Origin of the sequence: Prauserella salsuginis, assembly GCF_024648885.1 — a bacterium.
GTDB classification, from domain to species: Bacteria; Actinomycetota; Actinomycetes; order Mycobacteriales; family Pseudonocardiaceae; genus Prauserella; species Prauserella salsuginis.
Window position 1 is genome coordinate 133,956 of sequence record NZ_JANBBF010000014.1, and the last position, 17,587, is coordinate 151,542.

General features: G+C 69.1%; 15 protein-coding genes. 8 read left to right on the forward strand and 7 right to left on the reverse strand.

Annotated features, from left to right (window positions below):
• Positions 1-26: 26 nt before the first annotated feature.
• Positions 27-503 (reverse strand): Lrp/AsnC family transcriptional regulator, encoded by a 477-nt coding sequence (locus LY40_RS23180; protein ID WP_183785477.1) that lies wholly within the window; start codon positions 501-503, stop codon positions 27-29.
• A 121-nt stretch (positions 504-624) separates the two neighbouring features.
• Here LY40_RS23180 and hppD point away from each other — a divergent pair, with 121 nt between their 5' ends.
• Entirely contained in the window at positions 625-1,833 is a 1,209-nt protein-coding gene (hppD, locus tag LY40_RS23185; protein ID WP_258938127.1) for a 4-hydroxyphenylpyruvate dioxygenase, read from the forward strand.
• An 88-nt stretch (positions 1,834-1,921) separates the two neighbouring features.
• On the opposite strand, the gene ilvA is transcribed toward hppD, so the two are convergent.
• Positions 1,922-3,145 (reverse strand): threonine ammonia-lyase, encoded by a 1,224-nt coding sequence (gene ilvA / locus LY40_RS23190; RefSeq protein ID WP_183783116.1) that lies wholly within the window; start codon positions 3,143-3,145, stop codon positions 1,922-1,924.
• Between the two features lie 109 nt (positions 3,146-3,254).
• Between ilvA and LY40_RS23195 the strand changes: the two genes are divergently transcribed.
• The gene (locus LY40_RS23195) at positions 3,255-3,530 is read left to right on the forward strand and encodes a hypothetical protein (protein WP_228726017.1); all 276 of its coding nucleotides are present in this window, start codon (positions 3,255-3,257) and stop codon (positions 3,528-3,530) included.
• 69 nt (positions 3,531-3,599) lie between these two features.
• On the opposite strand, the gene LY40_RS23200 is transcribed toward LY40_RS23195, so the two are convergent.
• The 4 genes from LY40_RS23200 to LY40_RS23215 form a co-directional block, all read right to left on the reverse strand.
• On the reverse strand, positions 3,600-4,757 hold the full coding sequence (locus LY40_RS23200; RefSeq protein ID WP_183783114.1) for a cystathionine gamma-synthase: 1,158 nt from the start codon (positions 4,755-4,757) through the stop codon (positions 3,600-3,602).
• 108 nt (positions 4,758-4,865) lie between these two features.
• On the reverse strand, positions 4,866-5,768 hold the full coding sequence (locus LY40_RS23205; RefSeq protein WP_258938128.1) for a hypothetical protein: 903 nt from the start codon (positions 5,766-5,768) through the stop codon (positions 4,866-4,868).
• A gap of 66 nt (positions 5,769-5,834) precedes the next feature.
• Complete coding sequence (locus LY40_RS23210) at positions 5,835-7,277, reverse strand: hypothetical protein (RefSeq protein ID WP_258938129.1); 1,443 nt, start codon at positions 7,275-7,277, stop codon at positions 5,835-5,837.
• Between the two features lie 117 nt (positions 7,278-7,394).
• On the reverse strand, positions 7,395-8,768 hold the full coding sequence (locus LY40_RS23215) for a cystathionine beta-synthase (protein WP_183783110.1): 1,374 nt from the start codon (positions 8,766-8,768) through the stop codon (positions 7,395-7,397).
• Positions 8,769-8,902: 134 nt separating this feature from the next.
• Here LY40_RS23215 and LY40_RS23220 point away from each other — a divergent pair, with 134 nt between their 5' ends.
• Positions 8,903-10,780, forward strand: coding sequence for a bifunctional metallophosphatase/5'-nucleotidase (locus LY40_RS23220; protein WP_258938130.1), 1,878 nt, complete (start codon positions 8,903-8,905; stop codon positions 10,778-10,780).
• Positions 10,781-10,995: 215 nt separating this feature from the next.
• Here the strand turns inward: LY40_RS23220 and LY40_RS23225 are convergent, their stop codons facing one another.
• A complete protein-coding gene (locus LY40_RS23225) occupies positions 10,996-11,922 on the reverse strand; it encodes a pentapeptide repeat-containing protein (RefSeq protein ID WP_258938131.1) in 927 nt (308 codons plus the stop codon).
• Between the two features lie 113 nt (positions 11,923-12,035).
• Here LY40_RS23225 and LY40_RS23230 point away from each other — a divergent pair, with 113 nt between their 5' ends.
• The 5 genes from LY40_RS23230 (at position 12,036) to LY40_RS23250 (ending at position 17,309) form a co-directional block, all read left to right on the forward strand.
• Complete coding sequence (locus LY40_RS23230; protein ID WP_258938132.1) at positions 12,036-13,256, forward strand: acetyl-CoA C-acetyltransferase; 1,221 nt, start codon at positions 12,036-12,038, stop codon at positions 13,254-13,256.
• A 323-nt stretch (positions 13,257-13,579) separates the two neighbouring features.
• Entirely contained in the window at positions 13,580-13,900 is a 321-nt protein-coding gene (locus LY40_RS23235) for a DUF3870 domain-containing protein (protein WP_183783105.1), read from the forward strand.
• 139 nt (positions 13,901-14,039) lie between these two features.
• Entirely contained in the window at positions 14,040-15,185 is a 1,146-nt protein-coding gene (locus LY40_RS23240) for a DUF819 family protein (RefSeq protein ID WP_258938133.1), read from the forward strand.
• Position 15,186: 1 nt separating this feature from the next.
• Complete coding sequence (locus tag LY40_RS23245; protein WP_258938134.1) at positions 15,187-16,281, forward strand: dipeptide epimerase; 1,095 nt, start codon at positions 15,187-15,189, stop codon at positions 16,279-16,281.
• Positions 16,278-17,309 carry a C40 family peptidase gene (locus LY40_RS23250; protein ID WP_258938135.1) on the forward strand — a complete coding sequence of 344 codons (1,032 nt, stop codon included), beginning with the start codon at positions 16,278-16,280 and terminating at the stop codon, positions 17,307-17,309. The genes LY40_RS23245 and LY40_RS23250 overlap by 4 nt, the downstream gene beginning before the upstream one ends.
• Positions 17,310-17,587 lie beyond the last annotated feature (278 nt).

Here is a 17,587-nt window from a genome sequence, read left to right on the forward strand (position 1 = left end):
CCCCGGCGCGGTCGCCGACCGGCGAGTCACGGTCGTTCGCCGCGGGCGATCCGCTCCAGCAGGGGCCGCACCCGCGGCGCGACGGGTGTCGACAGCGCGATCGACGTCGAGGTCCTGCGCACGCCGGGAACCCCGACGACCTCGTCGATCACCCGCTGCAGGTCGTCGTTCGAGCGGGCGACCATGCGAACGAACAGGTCCCCCTGACCCGTCGTCGCATGCACCTCGCACACCTCGTCGATCGCAGCGAGCGCCTCCGCGACCTCCCCTCGCCGGCCCTGGGCGATCTCCAACACGGCGAAGGCGGTGAGGCCGTAGCCGAGTGCGTCGAGGCGCAGCTCCGGCGGGAACCCCGTGAGCACCCCGTCGGTGGTAAGCCGGTCGAGGCGGGCCTGGACGGTGCCGCGCGCCACGCCGAGCCGCCGCGCGCACTCGAGCACGCCCAGCCGCGGCGAATCGGTCAACAGCAACAACAGGCGGGCGTCGAGCGCGTCGAAGGCCATCGCGAACTTCTCCTGGACAGATTGCTCATTTTGATCTGACATACCGTGACACAACTCGGCAGATTGTCCAGCTGTTTCGCTGACAATTGCTCACTCTGCACGTCGGGTTCATGCTCACCCCATGACGACCGAATCAGCGATGAACCCCGCAGAGCAGGCGATCGACGACATCGAATACGACCAGCTACGACGGCTCGTCGGCCTGGTCGACCACGACGACTCGGCCGACCCGTTCCCGGTCAAGGCGATGGACGCCGTCGTGTTCGCGGTCGGCAACGCGACCCAGACGGCGTGGTTCTACCAGGCCGCGTTCGGTATGCAGCTCGTCGCGTACGCCGGTCCGGAAACCGGTGACGCCGAACGCAAGTCGTTCGTGCTGAAGTCCGGCTCGGCGCGATTCGTGATCAACGGCGGCGTGCGGCCCGATTCGGCACTGCTGGACCACCACCGCAAGCACGGCGACGGCGTCACGGACCTCTCACTCGAGGTGTCCGATGTGGACCGCTGCGTGGCGCATGCCCGCAAGCAGGGAGCGACCGTGCTCACCGAACCGCACGACGTCTCGGACGAGCACGGCACCGTGCGCATGGCCGCGATCGCGACCTACGGCGACACGCGCCACACGCTCGTCGACCGTTCGCGCTACACCGGCCCGTACCTGCCCGGGTACGTGGCGAGGACGTCCACGGTGCCCCGTCCCGAGGGGGCCCTGAAGCGGCTGTTCCAGGCCGTCGACCACTGTGTCGGCAACGTCGAACTCGGCGACATGGACTACTGGGTCGACTGGTACCACCGCGTGATGGGCTTCGTGAACATGGCGGAGTTCGTCGGCGACGACATCGCCACCGAGTACTCGGCGCTGATGAGCAAGGTCGTGTCGAACGGCAACCACCGCGTCAAGTTCCCTCTCAACGAGCCGGCCGTCGGTAAGAAGCGCTCGCAGATCGACGAGTACCTGGAGTTCTACGGCGGAGCGGGCTGCCAGCACATCGCCCTGGCGACCGGCGACATCATCGCGACCGTGCAGGCCATGCGCGCAGCGGGCGTCGAGTTCCTGCCGACCCCGGACTCGTACTACGACGACCCCGAGCTCAGGGCACGGATCGGCGAGGTGCGCGTGCCGATCGAGACGTTGAAGGAGCACGGCATCCTGGTCGACCGCGACGAGGACGGCTACCTGCTGCAGATCTTCACCAGGCCGATCGGCGACCGCCCGACGGTGTTCTACGAACTCATCGAGCGGCACGGCTCGCTGGGCTTCGGCAAGGGCAACTTCAGGGCCCTCTTCGAAGCCATCGAGCGGGAACAAGAACGCCGCGGCAACCTCTGACCCGGGGGAGGGAGAAAAGCCCCAAGGGCACCTTCGGGGCGCTGAACGTCCCGAAGGTGCCCTTGGGGGGGGGCACTACTGTGCGTCGTCAGTGGTCGGCGGCGGCGACCGTGTAGCCGGCGCGCTGCAGTTCCGCGATGACGTCGTCGCAGTGCTGCGGCCCCCTCGTCTCCAGTTTCAACGCCACCTCGACCTCGCCGATGCCGAGCCTGCCCGAGATGCGCGAGTGCTCGATGTCGACGATGTTCGCGCCGAGCTCGCTCAGCCGCGTCACCACGCCCGCGAGAGATCCGGGCCGATCCGGCACCCACAGCCGGACGTAGAGGTACCGCGCCGCGGCGGTCATACCGTGCTGGATGATCTGCATCAGCAGCAGTGGATCGACGTTGCCGCCGGACAGCACGGCCACGACCGGCGGTTCGAAAGCACCCTCGTGTTCGAGCAGCGCCGCCACCGGTGCCGCGCCCGCGGGTTCGACGACGAGTTTGCGGCGCTCCAGACAGTTCAGCACTGCCCGAGACAGCGCCTCCTCGCCGACCGTCACCACGTCGTCCACGAGCGCCGTCACGTGCTCGAACGTCAGCTCCCCCGGCCGTGCCACCGCGATCCCGTCGGCGAGCGTGTGCGTGCTGTCCAACCCCACCGGAGCGCCCGCCGCCAGCGACGGCGGGAACGCCGCCGCGGCGTCCGCCTGCACCCCGACCAGCCGCACCTCGGGCCTGCTCGCCTTGATCGCGCTCGCCACACCGGACACGAGCCCGCCCCCGCCGGTGGACACGAGCACCGTGCCGACGTCCGGCACCTGCTCCAGGATCTCCAGTCCGACCGTGCCCTGGCCTGCGATGATGTCGGGGTGGTCGAAGGGGTGGATGAACACCGCACCGGTCCGCTCCGCGAACTCGACCGCGCCCGCGAACGCCTCCTCGAACGCCGTGCCCACGAGTTGCACGTCCGCGCCGTAGCCCCGCGTGGCGGCGACCTTCGGCAACGGCGCCTTCCGTGACATGAACACGGTCGCCTGCGTGCCGACCAGCGACGCGGCCAGCGCGACACCCTGCGCGTGGTTGCCCGCGCTCGCCGCGACCACACCGCGGGCCCGTTCCTCCGACGAGAGCCCGTGGATCCGCGTATACGCGCCCCGCACCTTGAACGAGCCCGTGCGCTGCAGGTTCTCGCACTTCAGATGGACCGGACCGCCGAACGAGTCGGCGAACTCGCGCGCGTGCTCCATCGGCGTCACGCGGACGACACCGCCCAGCAGGTCACGTGCTTGCAGAATGCGGTCAAGGTCGACGAGCCGCGTGGCGGTCATGACTGTGACGACTCTCCCTCCGAGATCGGAGCTTCCGTGTATGTCGCGCGTGAGCATTGGGTACCCTGGAGCCGACCCAGGGGGACGAATCCACGACCGGAGGATCAGCATGGCACGGCCGTCGGCACCGCGGGACGCACGCTCGCAGGGCCGTGTCACACCGCTGCTCGCCGGCATCGTGTCGGCCATGGCACTGGCCGGAGCGGCGGTGTTCACAGTGGGTTATGCCTCGTGCGGCGATCAGGGCCAGTACGTGCGCCACGCCGACAACGTGCAGTTCATCGGCGGTTGCGTGGACGGTGAGGACCTGCCCGCCACCGGTCCCGGCGAGCAGCACGGCCCGGCCGGCGGTAACGACGAGGCGCCCCGCAACTACCGGCCGTAGCCATTACTGCCGCGCTCGCCCGGGCCACCGCGGCCGACGCCTGCGCCGCACCGACCCGGGCCACCAGTCTCAGCCCAGCGCCTGCCGCAGATCATCGACGAGATCCTCGGCGTCCTCGATCCCCACCGACAGCCGCACCAGCTCGGCCGGCACCTGCAGCAACGACCCCTCGGCCGAGGCGTGCGTCATCCGGCCCGGGTGTTCGATCAGCGATTCCACCCCGCCCAGCGACTCGGCAAGGATGAAGACGTTCGTGCCCGCGGCAGCCTTCAGCGCGGCCTGCTCCCCGTCGACGTGGTCGAACGCGACCATCCCGCCGAACCGCCGCATCTGCTTGGCCGCGACGTCGTGTCCGGGGTGTTCGGCGAGGCCCGGGTAGTACACCCGCGAGACCTTCGGGTGGCTCTGCAGCATCGCCGCGATGCGCTCGGCGTTGTCGCAATGCCGTTCCATACGCACCGACAGCGTCTTCAGGCCGCGCAGCGTCAGCCACGCGTCGAACGCCCCCGGCACGGCTCCGGCCGAGTTGCGCAGGAAGAACAGCTGCTCCCGCAGGTCGTCGTCGCCGGTCACGACCGCGCCGCCGACCACATCCGAGTGACCGCCGAGGTACTTCGTCGTGGAGTGCACGACGACGTCGGCCCCCAGGTCGAGCGGCGTCTGCAGGTACGGCGTCGCGAACGTGTTGTCGACGACCAGCTTCGCCCCGCCCTCGTGCGCGATCCCGGCGAGCGCGGTGATGTCGGAGATGCCCAGCAGCGGGTTGGTGGGCGACTCGCACCAGATCAGCTTCGTCTCCGGGCGCATTGCAGCGCGCACCTCGTCCACATCGGACAGGTGAGCCACGCTGTAGGTGACGCCCCAGCCGGTGAGGACCTTGTCGATGAGACGGAACGTGCCGCCGTAGACGTCGTTGCCGAGCACCAGGTGGTCACCGGGCCGCAGCGTGGTGCGCAGCACGGCGTCGCTGGCGGCCATGCCCGAACCGAATGCCAGCGCGTGGCGGCCGTTCTCCAGCGCGGCGAGCGCCTCCTCGAGGGCGGTGCGCGTGGGGTTGGCGGTGCGCGAGTACTCGTAGTCGCCTTCCCTGGTGCCGCCTACACCGTCCTGGGCGTACGTGGAGGTCTGGTAGATCGGCACGATGACCGACCCGGTTCGCGGGTCGGGCTTCTGACCGGTGTGGATGGCGCGGGTGGAGAAGCCGGTGTCGGCGGATTCGTGGGACATGTGCCCACCCTATTGCGGCCACGCGCGTCGGACACCCCGACACGGGAAATGCCGACGCCCCGGCCGCTCGAGCGACCGGGGCGTCGTGGTGCGTTCTTGTTCAGCGCCTCACCACTGCGGCGGCGGGCCCTGCGGCGGCTGGCCCTGCGGCGGCGGACCACCGTAACCACCGGGCTGACCCGGCTGCTGCGGCGGCTGACCGGGAGCACCGAAGCCGCCGGGCGGTCCGGGCTGCCCCGGCGGTCCGAAGCCACCCGGTGACCCTGGAGCACCGGCACCGGCACCGGGCTTCGGACCGACGCCGAGCATCCGAGCCGTGCCGTGCATCGAACCGAGAAGTCCCGCCAGAGTGATCAGGATCCCGAAGATCAGGGTGAGCACAACGCGCGTCACATTGCCGGCCTCGTCGAGGAACATGATCGAGAACCCCAGCATCACGACGCCACCAGCCGCAGCGATGATCGGCACGTTCCTACGTAGCGGCGTGGCTAACTTGTCGTTGAACGCCCACAATGCACCGGCGGCGACGGCGAGGAGGCCGGAAAACAGCAACATGACGACGTAGAACGTGAGCGTCGCGGCCGTGCTTTCAGCCTGTTCCCGCGCGTCCTCGGCGTCCTCCTGGAGATTGCGCAGCTGATCACAGGTCGCATGGCCCTCGCCAAGCTGCTGGACGCATTGCTCGTAGGTCATGTCTGCCTGCCCCGAGGCCTCCGGCACGTCAGGGGCGCTTCCGATGTCCACCCAGAGCGTGATCGAAAGGATCAAAGTCACGAGACCGAGGAGCCCGACAACGCCTCCGGTGATCCACCCGCCGACGTTCGAGTTGCCGCCGCCGGGACCCGAATGGCCGGGTCGTGGCCCACCGAAGCCGCCGGGTTGTCCGGCAGCCGCCCCGCCGGGTACGCCGACCCCTGGTTGCTGCGGCAGACCGAAGCCCTGCGGTGCGCCGGGACCGTGGGGCGGCGGTCCCGGCCAGGCCGGCTGGTTCGGCGGTTGTGGCGCACTCATGCGTCCGTGAACCCTTTCACCAACGATCGGTCCGTACCCGGCGGATGAGCGCTACTGATCAGCGCCTCACCACTGCGGCGGCTGGCCCTGCGGCGGCTGGCCGGGAGGCGGCCCCTGCGGCGGCGGACCACCGTAACCACCGGGCTGACCCGGCTGCTGCGGCGGCTGACCGGGAGCACCGAAACCGCCCGACTGCGGGTTGGACCCACCGGGCTGACCGAAGCCGCCCGACTGCGGGTTGGGGCCGCCAGGCTGGGCGAACCCACCGGACGGCGGACCGTAACCACCGGGCTGGCCCGGCTGCTGCGGCGGCTGACCGAACCCGCCGGGCTGGCCGTGCGGCGGCTGGCCGAAACCACCGGCCTGGCCGCCGAAGCCACCCGGACCACCAGGGCCTCCCTGACCGGTGTTGCCGAGTCCGACGAACTGCGCCGACTGCGGGATGAGCCCGACAACCCCGACTGCGACCACCAGCAAGCCGAAGATCAACTCGAACACGATCCGCGTCGACGATCCAGCACCCTCGGCCAGGAACAAAATGGCGAACAGCAGGAGCAAGAACCCGCCGGCCGCCTCGGCGATCGGAGCGATCTTCTTGAGCATCGGGTTCATCATCGCCATGGCATGCATCGCACCGCCTGCCAACGCCCCAAGGCCACCCAGCAACAACATCCAGCAGTAGAACGTGATGTAGCCGACGTAACCGGCAAGCTCGGACAACAACGTGATCGCCATGATCGTGCCGATGAGACCGAGAAGCGCGACCGCACCGCCGGCGATCCACGCGAACAGCTGCGGATTACCGCCACCCTGCTGGCCGCCGAAGCCGGGCTGGCTGCCGAACTGGCCGGGAGGCGGTCCGCCGAAGCCGCCCGGCTGACCGGGAGGCGGGCCGTAGCCCTGAGGCGGCTGGCCGAAACCACCCTGCGGTGGCTGGCCGGGAGCGCCGAAGCCCTGCTGCCCCTGCGAGGGGTCGAAGCCGCCGGGCTGGCCCGGTGCACCGAACCCCTGCTGACCCTGCGACGGGTCGAAGCCGCCGCCGGGCTGGCCCGGTGCGCCGAAGCCCTGCTGGCCCTGCGAGGGGTCGTACCCCTGCTGGCCCTGCGGAGCGCCGTAGCCCTGGGGGTTCACCGCAGCGGGGTTGTCCGCCGCACTCGGCGGCGGGGCGTACGGAATCGACGCCTGCGGCTGCATGTCGGGCGACACCAGCTGCGTCGACTCGGAGCCGCCCTGGGGTGGCTGCTGACCGGGCTGCGCAGGCTGGACGACCTGGGTCGCCTCCCCGCCCTGGTCGGCGGGCTGCTGCGGCGGCTGGGCCGCGTTGCCTGCCTGATCGGCGGGCTGCTGCGGCGCCTGGCCACCCTGATCCGACTGGCCGGGCTGTACGACCTGCGTCGGCTCGGCCGACTCGAACGGGCCGTCCTGGGCAGGCTGGGAACCACTCGGCTGCCCCTGCGGCGGCTGCTGCTCGCCACCCCCGGGCTGGTTCGGTGGCTGCGGAGCACTCATGTGGGCTTGAACCCCCTTGACGAGGACCTTCTGTCTCTAGCTCGAGCACACGCTAGCGGATACACCTAATCGTGACCCGGAACGCCCCGCTGGGCAGCGTGCGAAAACGAGCTGTAGTCACTCGCGTCCGGAGATGAACGCCAGCAGGTCCTGCCGGGTGACGACGCCTGCGGGCTTGCCACCCTCCAGCACCAGCGCACCATCGGCCGAGGTCAACGCGTTGATGGCGGCGGTGATCGACATCCCGGCGCCGATCGTGGGCAGCGGCGGGGACATGTGGGTCTGCAACATGTCGGCGAGCGCGACCTCGCCGCCGAACAGTTTGTCGAGCAGATCACGTTCGTTCACGGCGCCGACGACCTCCGCGGCCATCACGGGCGGCTCGGCGCTGACGACCGGCATCTGGCTCACGCCGAACTCGCGCATGATCGCCACGGCCTCGGTCACGGTCTCGTGGGGGTGAGTGTGGACGAGGTCCGGCAGCGTGCCGTCCTTGCGCCGCAGCACGTCGCCGACGGTTGCGTCCGTCGAGTCGGGCGGCAGGAACCCGTACGCCCCCATCCACGAGTCGTTGAAGACCTTGCCGAGGTAGCCGCGGCCACCGTCGGGCAACAACACGACGATGACGTCGTCGGGGTCGCACCGCTTGGCCAGTTCCACCGCGGCCGCCACGGCCATGCCGCACGAGCCGCCGACGAGCAGCCCCTCCTCCGCGGCGAGGCGGCGGGTCATGATGAACGAATCGGCGTCGGAGATCGCGATGATCTCGTCGGCGATGTCGCGGTCGTAGGTCTCCGGCCAGAAGTCCTCGCCGACGCCTTCGACGAGATACGGCCGACCGGCGCCACCCGAGTACACCGAACCCTCCGGGTCGGCGCCGACGACCTTGACCGCGCCCTCGGAAGCGTCCTTGAGGTAACGACCGGTGCCGGAGATCGTGCCGCCGGTGCCCACGCCCGCGACGAAGTGAGTGATCTTGCCTTCGGTCTGCCGCCACAGTTCGGGGCCGGTCGAGTGGTAGTGGCTCTCGGGGTTGCTCGGGTTGGCGTACTGGTTGGGCTTCCACGCGCCGTCGATCTCGGTGACGAGCCGGTCGGAGACGCTGTAGTACGACTCGGGGTGCTCGGGCGGCACGGCGGTGGGGCAGACGACGACCCGCGCGCCGTAGGCCTCGAGAACGTTGCGCTTGTCCTCGCTGACCTTGTCCGGGCAGACGAACACGCAGTGGTACCCCTTGCGCTGCGCGACCATCGCGAGGCCGATGCCGGTGTTGCCGGACGTCGGTTCGACGATCGTGCCGCCCGGTTTGAGCTCCCCGGACGCCTCGGCGGCCTCGACCATCCGCAGCGCGATGCGGTCCTTGACGCTGCCACCGGGGTTGACGTACTCGACCTTGGCGAGCACGAGGGGGCCTGCTCCGTCGGTCACGGAGTTCAGCTTGACCAACGGGGTGTCTCCCACGAGGTCGATGACGTGTTCGGCGTAATCCATGCCGCCAGAGTAATCAGCCGATGACCGTTGCACATCGTTAGTCGGGGTTCTTTTCGATTTCATTGTCCGAAAAGGACCACTGTGATTAGCTCACGGCGTTTCGACCGTCACGTCCGTAACAAGGAGTCCCCGCCGTGAAAGCCCTGCCGAGACGGCACAAGCGGGTGGCGCGAGCTGCCACCGCCACCGCCCTCGCGAGCGCGTTGCTGGCGACGTCCGGTGGCGTCGCCGGAGCCGCACCGAACGCGAAGGCGTTCGGCTTCTTCGACGACGCCCCCGTGTTCACCCTCAACGTCCTGTTCACCAACGACATGGAATCCGCGCTGCTCGGTGTGCCCGGCGACGGCACCGACGAGGGTGAGATCGTCGACGGCGGACAGAACCCCTACGGCAGCCCGTCGCGCATGGCCACGGTGATGGACGACCTGCGCAAGGACGTTGTCACGGGCTGGCCGAAGCCGGGCCAGGCGTTGTGGCGGGGCGAGGTCTCGATATCCGGCGGCGACAACTTCCTGGCCGGCCCCGAGTTCTCGGCCAGCCAGCAGGACGGTGCCCCGTTCTACGACGCCCGCGCGGTCGAGGAGATCGGTTTCGACGCGACCACGATCGGCAACCACGAGTTCGACTTCGGACCGGAAGTATTCGCCGACTTCATCTCCGCGTTCGACGGTTCACTGGATTTCGTGAGCGCGAACGTCGACGTCTCCGGTGAGCCGACGCTCGACGCGCACGCCAAGGACGGCACGATCCTCAAGAGCAAGGTGCTGCATTCGCGGGGCCAGCGCATCGGCATGATCGGCCTGACGACGCCGGAACTGCCGTCGCTGTCGAGCCCGAGGAACGTCGAGGTCGACCCCCGGATGGCGAAGCTGACGAACGCGCTCGCCTCCGACTTCGCCGACCGTGGTATCGACAAGGTGCTGCTCGTCTCGCACCTGCAGGACATCGACAACGAGCTCGAACTGGTGCCGCAGCTGAAGGGCGTGGACGCGGTCGTCGGCGCGGGCGGCGGTGAGATCCTCGCCGGCGACGACGACCGGCTCATCCCCGGTGACGAGGCCGAGCGGGGCTTCCCGCTGTACGCCGACGACGCGAACGGCAACAGCGTGCCCGTCGTCACCACGACCGGCGACTACAAGTACGTCGGCAGGCTGGTGCTGAACTTCAACTGGCGCGGCGAGGTCGTCGGCGTCGACGACGCCGAGTCGGGCCCGGTGCGCGTGTCCGGCGTCGGCCCCGACGCGGTCCGCGGCGACGAGAAGGTCCGTTCCGAGGTGGAGGAGCCGGTCGCACAACACCTGGAGGAACTGGCCGACACCACCGTGGCGACCAGCGAGGTGCCGCTGAACGGCGTCCGGAACGACGTGCGCTCGAAGGAGACGAACCTCGGCAACCTCGTCGCCGACAGCCTGCGCTGGACGGGCGAACAGCAGGCCGAGGAGTACGGCGTGACGCCACCGCAGGTCGGTATCCAGAACGGCGGCGGTATCCGCAACGACTCGACGCTGCCCGCGGGTGATGTCAGTGCGCTGGACACCTACGACGTCGCACCGTTCTCCAACTTCGTCGCGGTCGTGCCCGAGGTGCCGCGGGAGGTGTTCCGCCAGCTGCTCGAGCGCGGCGTGGCGGCCTCGCCCGACGCTTCCGGCGCGTTCATGCAGGTCTCGGGCGTGAAGTTCACCTACGACCCGAACGCCAAGGCCCAGGTCGTCGACGAGAACAGCGGCGAGGTGCTGGAGCCGGGCGAGCGGGTGCAGAACGTGACGCTCGACGACGGCACCGTGGTGGTCGAGAACGGCCAGGTCGTGGAGGGTGCGCCGATCTCGGTCGCCACCAACGACTTCTCGGCCCGTGGCGGCGACGGCTACCCGTTCGGCGACCTGGACTTCACCTCGGTCGGCACCACCTACCAGCAGGCCGTCGAGGGCTACGCCAGTGAGGGCCTGAACGGTTCCGTCACCGCCGAGCAGTACCCGGAGGGCGGCAACGGCCGCATCACCACAACCGGTTGATGAGCCACGGAGCGGCGCGGGGAGCCTGCGGGCTTCCCGCGTCGCCCCGCCATCACCAAACCACGGATCGACGCCGGAAGTCCGCCTGCCACGACCGCGCGCCCCGCCGGCTCACCACCACAAGCGGCGCCGACGCCCCGCCCGGCATGCTGCCCATGACACGCATCGGTCCTCTCCTTTCCGGTGTCGAAGGCCTTGCTCGCGGACTGTGTTCACTACGACGCGCCGAGTGACTCACCGGTTTCGACCTGCCGCAGGTCGGCCCATCCCGGATCGTCCTCCGATTCGCACGCTTCCCACCCCGGCGGCCAGCTGCGTCCCACTCCGGTCCTGGTCACCGCGCCGGCGAGATTCGCGGCGGTGTGCTCGCCGAACCGCACCGGCCCCTCGAAACGCGCGCCGCGGAACTGGCTTCCGTTCCGTCCGAAGTCCACGTTGCGGAAGTCCGCGTCATCGAGGAACCGTGCTTCGACGAAATCGGCCTTGGATCCGAATTCGGTTCCGCGGAACGTGGCGAGCTCCGTGAACACCGCCCCGCGACAGTTCAGCGAGCGGATCCGGCAGCGCGAGAAGTTGAACCACGGCAATCGCGCTCCGGAGAGGTCGAGATCGATGTCGTCCCAGAAGGCGTCCTCGACGTCGGGGCGCAGGTGCAACTGCAGGATCCGCTGCACCGCGAAGCGGACCTGCCGTTCCTCGGCCGAATCGTCGAACGGCATGCGCAGATAGGCGCAGAGCACGTTGACGATCGTCTGGCGTTGCGGCCGGTGGTCGGCGGCCAGACGTTCCAGCGCGTACATGCCCGCCAGCCGGACCGCGGCGCTCTCGTGGCCGAGCTGTTCGGCCGCTTGGCCGTACAGCTCGGTGATGCGGCGTTCGGTGGCGTCGTGGTCACGCTGTTCGAGGTCGAGCTCGTTGGACCGCTGCCGCCGGGCGGCCAGCAGCAGCGCGGCTCCGCCGCCCGTCCCGATGACCAGACTCGATGCGGTACGCAGGGCGTCCAGTCTGGCGCGGTCCTCGGGCCGGCCACCGCCGAGCAGCGACAGCATCGTGGTGGCCGCGGCAGTGGCGACCAGCAACAGTCCGACGGCCCACAGTGCGATCGTCCGTGGCCGTAACGCTGTGCTCCGGTGATTCGACACGGCGTGATGATGACACCGAAGTGATGCGTTGCGCCCGCCACTGGCCAGGGCGCGAACCGACAGGCAGGATGTACGTAAGCATCCGCTTAGGTTGATCCGAAGGAGTGTCCACCATGCCCGAAGCCGTGATCGTGTCCGCAGCCCGTTCGCCCATCGGCAGGGCGGGCAAAGGCTCGCTGGTGGACAAACGTCCCGACGATCTCGCCGCGGAGATGGTGCGCGCCGCCCTCGACAAGGTGCCCCAGCTCGACCCGGCCGAGATCGACGACCTGATGCTCGGCTGCGGCCTGCCCGGCGGCGAGTCCGGATTCAACATGGGCCGCGTCGTGGCGACCCTGCTCGGCTACGACCACCTGCCCGGCTGCACCATCACCCGCTACTGCTCCTCCAGCCTGCAGACCACACGCATGGCCCTGCACGCGATCAAGGCGGGCGAGGGCGACGTGTTCATCTCCGCAGGTGTCGAGGCCGTGTCCCGATTCGCCAAGGGCAACTCCGACTCGCTGCCCGACACACACAACCCGCTGTTCGCCGACGCCGAGGCCCGCACCGCCGCCACGGCCGAGAAGGAGACCGACAGCTGGACCGACCCGCGTTCCAACGGCCAGCTGCCCGACGTCTACATCGCCATGGGCCAGACCGCCGAGAACCTCGCACGACTCAAGGGCATCTCGCGCGAGGAGATGGACGAGTTCGGCGTGCGGTCGCAGAACCTCGCCGAGAAGGCCATCGCCGACGGCTTCTGGGCCAAGGACATCACCCCCGTGACCCTGCCCGACGGCACGGTCGTCGAGAAGGACGACGGCCCCCGCGCCGGCGTGACGATCGAAGGCGTGGCGGGCCTCAAGCCGGTGTTCCGCCCCGACGGCCGGATCACCGCAGCCAACGCCTGCCCGCTCAACGACGGCGCCGCCGCGCTGGTGATCATGAGCGACACCAAGGCCAAGCAGCTCGGCCTCACCCCGATCGCCCGCATCGTGTCCACCGGCGTGTCCGGACTCTCGCCCGAGATCATGGGCTACGGCCCCGTCGAGGCCTCGAAGCAGGCACTGTCCCGCGCCGGCATGTCCGTCGGCGACATGGACCTGGTCGAGATCAACGAAGCCTTCGCCGCCCAGGTCATCCCCTCCTACCGAGACCTGGGCATCGACCTCGACAAGGTCAACGTCAACGGCGGTGCCATCGCCGTCGGCCACCCCTTCGGCATGACCGGCGCCCGCATCACCTCGACGCTGATCAACTCGCTGCAGCACCACGACAAGCAGTTCGGCCTCGAAACCATGTGCGTCGGCGGCGGTCAAGGCATGGCCATGGTCCTCGAACGCCTCAGCTGAAACGAAGGCAAGGTTTGCTGCCGGACTTGCGTAGCGGTGCAGGTGGCAGAACCTCAGCGCGCCACCGGCTCCGGGATCACCGACTCATGAATGTCCAGTTCACCACGTCGGGGCTGTCCTTGCCGGGGGCGTGCTGGGAACCTGCGGCGGCGCGAGGGGACGGCCGGGCCGAAAGCGACTTCGTCACTTCCCCATGAGTCCTGCTCCCGCATGCATGTTGCGCGGCAGCGTGCATGCGGGTGCAGGTGACGGTTGAGTAACGTCTGCCGGTGAGCTCCTGCGAGGACTACCGGGAGACGGTGGCCCTGTCCTAATGTCTCGCCATGTCCACGTCGGTCTTCGTCACGGGCGAGGCCAAAGCACCCTCGAACAACCCGATCACCAACCAGTACGGGTTGTTCTTCATCGCCTTCGAGATCGACCCGGACACACACCGAATCCTTGATGCCGAGTGCTCGGCGACGTTGGCCCTGACGAACCGGTTCGTCAAAGGCTTGTTCGTTCGAGAGTGCATCACGGAGGAAGGTCTTCTTACGGAGCGCATCTCCGCGCGCTATCACGGTTCGTCGCAGCGAGCCTTGATCGCGGCACTGCACCACGCCGCGACCAAGTACCGCAGCGCGGTCGGTCTCACCGCCGGCTGACGTCTCCGTAAGACCCAGCGATTGCCTGGCCCCTGATCGGGCCGGACCCAGTCGGAAACACGCACCCGACCACCTCGGTCGGGCGTGTGTTTCCGACTTTTTTTGCGTGTAAGGAAGAAAGGACGGCGGCGACGCGAACATGATTACGGACGGGTTCCTCTATCTCGGTGTGCTACTGGGGTTGGCCGCGGTCATCGTCTACGTCACCCAACGCAGGCAGTACCGGTTCCTCAAGTACGTACCCGGCTTCGTGCTGCTCTACCTCGGAGCGGCGCTGCTGAACACGGTGGGCGTGTTCGGCGAGTCCGATTCGGTCGACGCGACCGGCGACGCGGTGAAGGACGCGCTGCTGCCGGCGATGATCCTGCTGCTGCTGTTCAAATGCGACATCCGCAAGATCATCAAGCTCGGTCCGAAACTCCTGCTGACGTTCGTGATCTCGGCGCTCAGCATCGCGGTCGGATTCGTCATCGCGTTCCTGATCTTCCAGGCGACGCTGGAAGGCGAGGCGTACAAGGCACTCGGTGCGCTCGCCGCGTCGTGGACCGGTGGTTCGGCGAACCTGGTCGCGGTGCAGTCCATCGTGGACGCACCGGAGACGCTGATCGGCTACGTGCTCATCGTCGACACGGTGCTCTACTCACTGTGGCTGCTGGTGATGTTCAGTTCCGTGGGCGTCGCCGACCGGTTCAACCAGTGGGCCAAGGCGAAGGCGATCAACTTCGACGGACACGCGGCCGACGAGCAGGAACGGTCGATCGACCTGACGTCACTGATGACGTTGATCGGCTTCAGTCTGCTCGTGTCCGCGCTCGCGACCTGGGTCGGCGGTCTGCTTCCGGAGCTCGGCGACGTCGTCACCGGCACCACGTGGACGATCCTCATCGTCAGCGTGCTCGGCCTCGTCATCGCCTCGACCCGGTTCGGCAGGACGGCCGGCTCGTCCGAGCTCGCGATGGTGATGCTGTACGTGATCATCGGCATCATCGCCTCCGGCTCCGACTTCTCGTCGCTGGCAGAGGCGCCGCTGTACCTGCTGATCGGCGTGATCGCACTGATCGTGCACGCGACTGTCATGGTCGTCTACGCCAAGCTCACGAAGTCCGAACTGGCGAGCCTGGCGGTGGCCAGCACGGCCAACCTCGGCGGCATGGCCTCCGCGCCGGTCGTGGCCAGTGCCTTCCACCGGCAGATGGTCCCGGTGGGTGTGCTCTTCGCTCTGATCGGCGCGTTCTCGGGCACGTTCGTCGGCCTGGCGACGGTGAACGTGCTGGGGGTGATCTGAGGTGCTGCCCGCTGTCGCGGCCCTGCGGGCGCGGCCCTATTCGGCGCCGCTGACGCGCCCGTTCATCACGGCTCGTCGACGTGTCGACACGATGCTCGGCGTGCTCGTGGAGATCGAGCTGGCCGACGGGACCGTCGGCCATGGCTCGGCGGGCCAGTCCCTCGGCGTCACGGGCGAGTCCGTCGATTCGGTACTGGCGGTGTTGAACGGGCCGGTGAAACAGGCCCTGACCGAACGGGCCAGCACCGGACGGCGTGAGGTCGCGGCGGGCATCGCCGGGTCCTGCGTCGGGAACTTCGCGGCCAAGGCGGCGGCCGACGTGGCGTTGCACGATGCGTGGGCCCGAACGCTCGGCGTGCCGCTGGCCGAGGCCCTCGGTGGGGACACCGCCACGGTACTGCGCACCGACATGACGGTCAGCCTCGACACTCCGCAGCGCATGGCCGACGCCGCCGTCGAAGCGGTCGGCGACGGCTTCGACGTGCTGAAGATCAAGCTCGGCAACGACTGGCGCGCCGACCTGGACCGGCTCCGCGCGGTCCGGGAGGCCGCGCCGGACGTGCGGTTCCGCCTCGACGCCAACCAGGGCTGGGACGTGAAATCGGCGATCCGCGTGATCAGGGCCATCGAGGATGCCGGGATCCCCCTCGAGCTGGTCGAGCAGCCGGTCGCCAGCCGCGATCTGGCGGGCATGGCCGCGGTGACGGCCGCGGTCGACGTGCCGGTCATGGCGGACGAATCGGTGTCCTCGCCGCACAGCGCGCTGGAGATCGTGCAGCGGCGGGCGGCCGACCTGCTGAACATCAAGCTGGCCAAGTGCGGCGGGATCGACGAGGCACTCGCCATCGCCGACATCGCACGCGCAGCCGGGATCGAATGCATGGTCGGCGCGATGATGGAGCCGAGGATCTCCATCGCGGCGGCCGCCCACCTCGCAGCCGCCCATCCCGCGGTCACCCTCGTCGACCTCGATTCGGCCGAGTGGATCGACGACCCCGACCTCAGCGGCGGTTACACCCTGCGCGGCAGCGAGATGCATCTCCATCCCGGTCCGGGAATCGGTTTCGCTCCATGGGTGAAAGGAGAACAGGAATGAACCTCCGCAGAACGACGGTCGCACTGCTGGTCACGGGGCTGGTCGGCGCGAGCGCCGGCACAGCGGCAGCCACGCCGCACGGGGCTGCACACGGACACGGCATCGAAGCGGGTGACCACGCCTTCGTCGACGTGACCACCGCGACCCTGTGGGTCGAGCCGGGGCTGGACCGGCCGGTCGACGCACCGTCGCTGACCAACCCGGTCGACCTGGACCAGTGGAACCGGAACATGGCCGACACCGAGACGCGGCGCTGGCTCACCGGCAAACTCGAGACGCAAGCCGTGCTCGGTTCCGGGGTCGAGGTCACCGAGGTCGACGGCGACTGGGCCCACGTCGTGGTCGAGGGACAGGACACCCCGCGTGACGACCGCGGCTACCCCGGCTGGATGCCCGTCGACCAGCTCGTCGAGAACGACAAGTTCGACGCCCTGGTCGACACCCGTCCGTGGGCGCAGGTGACCGGCGACAAGACATGGCTGACGGGCACCCCCGCCGGCGCGCAGCCGCTGTCGGAGATCAGCTTCAACACGCGACTTCCCGTGCTCGCCGAGACCCCGCAAGCGGTGCGGGTCGCTCTGCCGGACGGTTCGCGCGCGTGGCTCGAGCAGGACGCGGTCGACGTGCACGACCAGGGCGAGCAGCCCGCCGCGCCGACCGGTGAGGACCTGGTCGCCACCGGGAAGCAGTTCCTGGGCCTGCGCTACCTGTGGGCGGGTGTGTCCGCGTACGGGTTCGACTGTTCGGGCTTCACCTACAGCGTCCACCGGGCACACGGCGTGTCGATCCCGCGGGACTCGTCGGCGCAGGCCGAGTACGGCCAGGACGTCGCCGTCGAGGATCTGCAGCCCGGTGACCTGTTGTTCTTCGCCCAGCCCGGCGGAGTCGGCCGCGTGCACCACGTGGGCATGTACATCGGGGAAGGGAAGATGATCCACGCGCCCAACGCGTCCGAGTCGGTGTCGATCGTCGACTGGCAGGAATGGGACACCGACGACGAGTTCTCCGGCGCCAAGCGCATGATCTGAGCGGCTCTGCGTAGCTGACGCAGCGGCGCAACTCGAGCGGCGCCGACGAAGAGCGGCCCCCTGGTGGCGTGACCGTCACCAGGGGGCCGCTTTCCGTAGCGGGCAGGGCTTCGTCGCGAGCCGCTTTTCGTCGCGGGCAGGGCTGCGCGGCCGGCTCGCCCGAGGCGCACTCGCCACGGGCAGGGGGCTTCGCGGGCAGGGCTTCACGGCCGGCTCTCCCCTTCACAGCCGGCTCCGCAGGGGCGCGCTCGCCGCGAGCCGGGTCTTTGCCGAGCGGG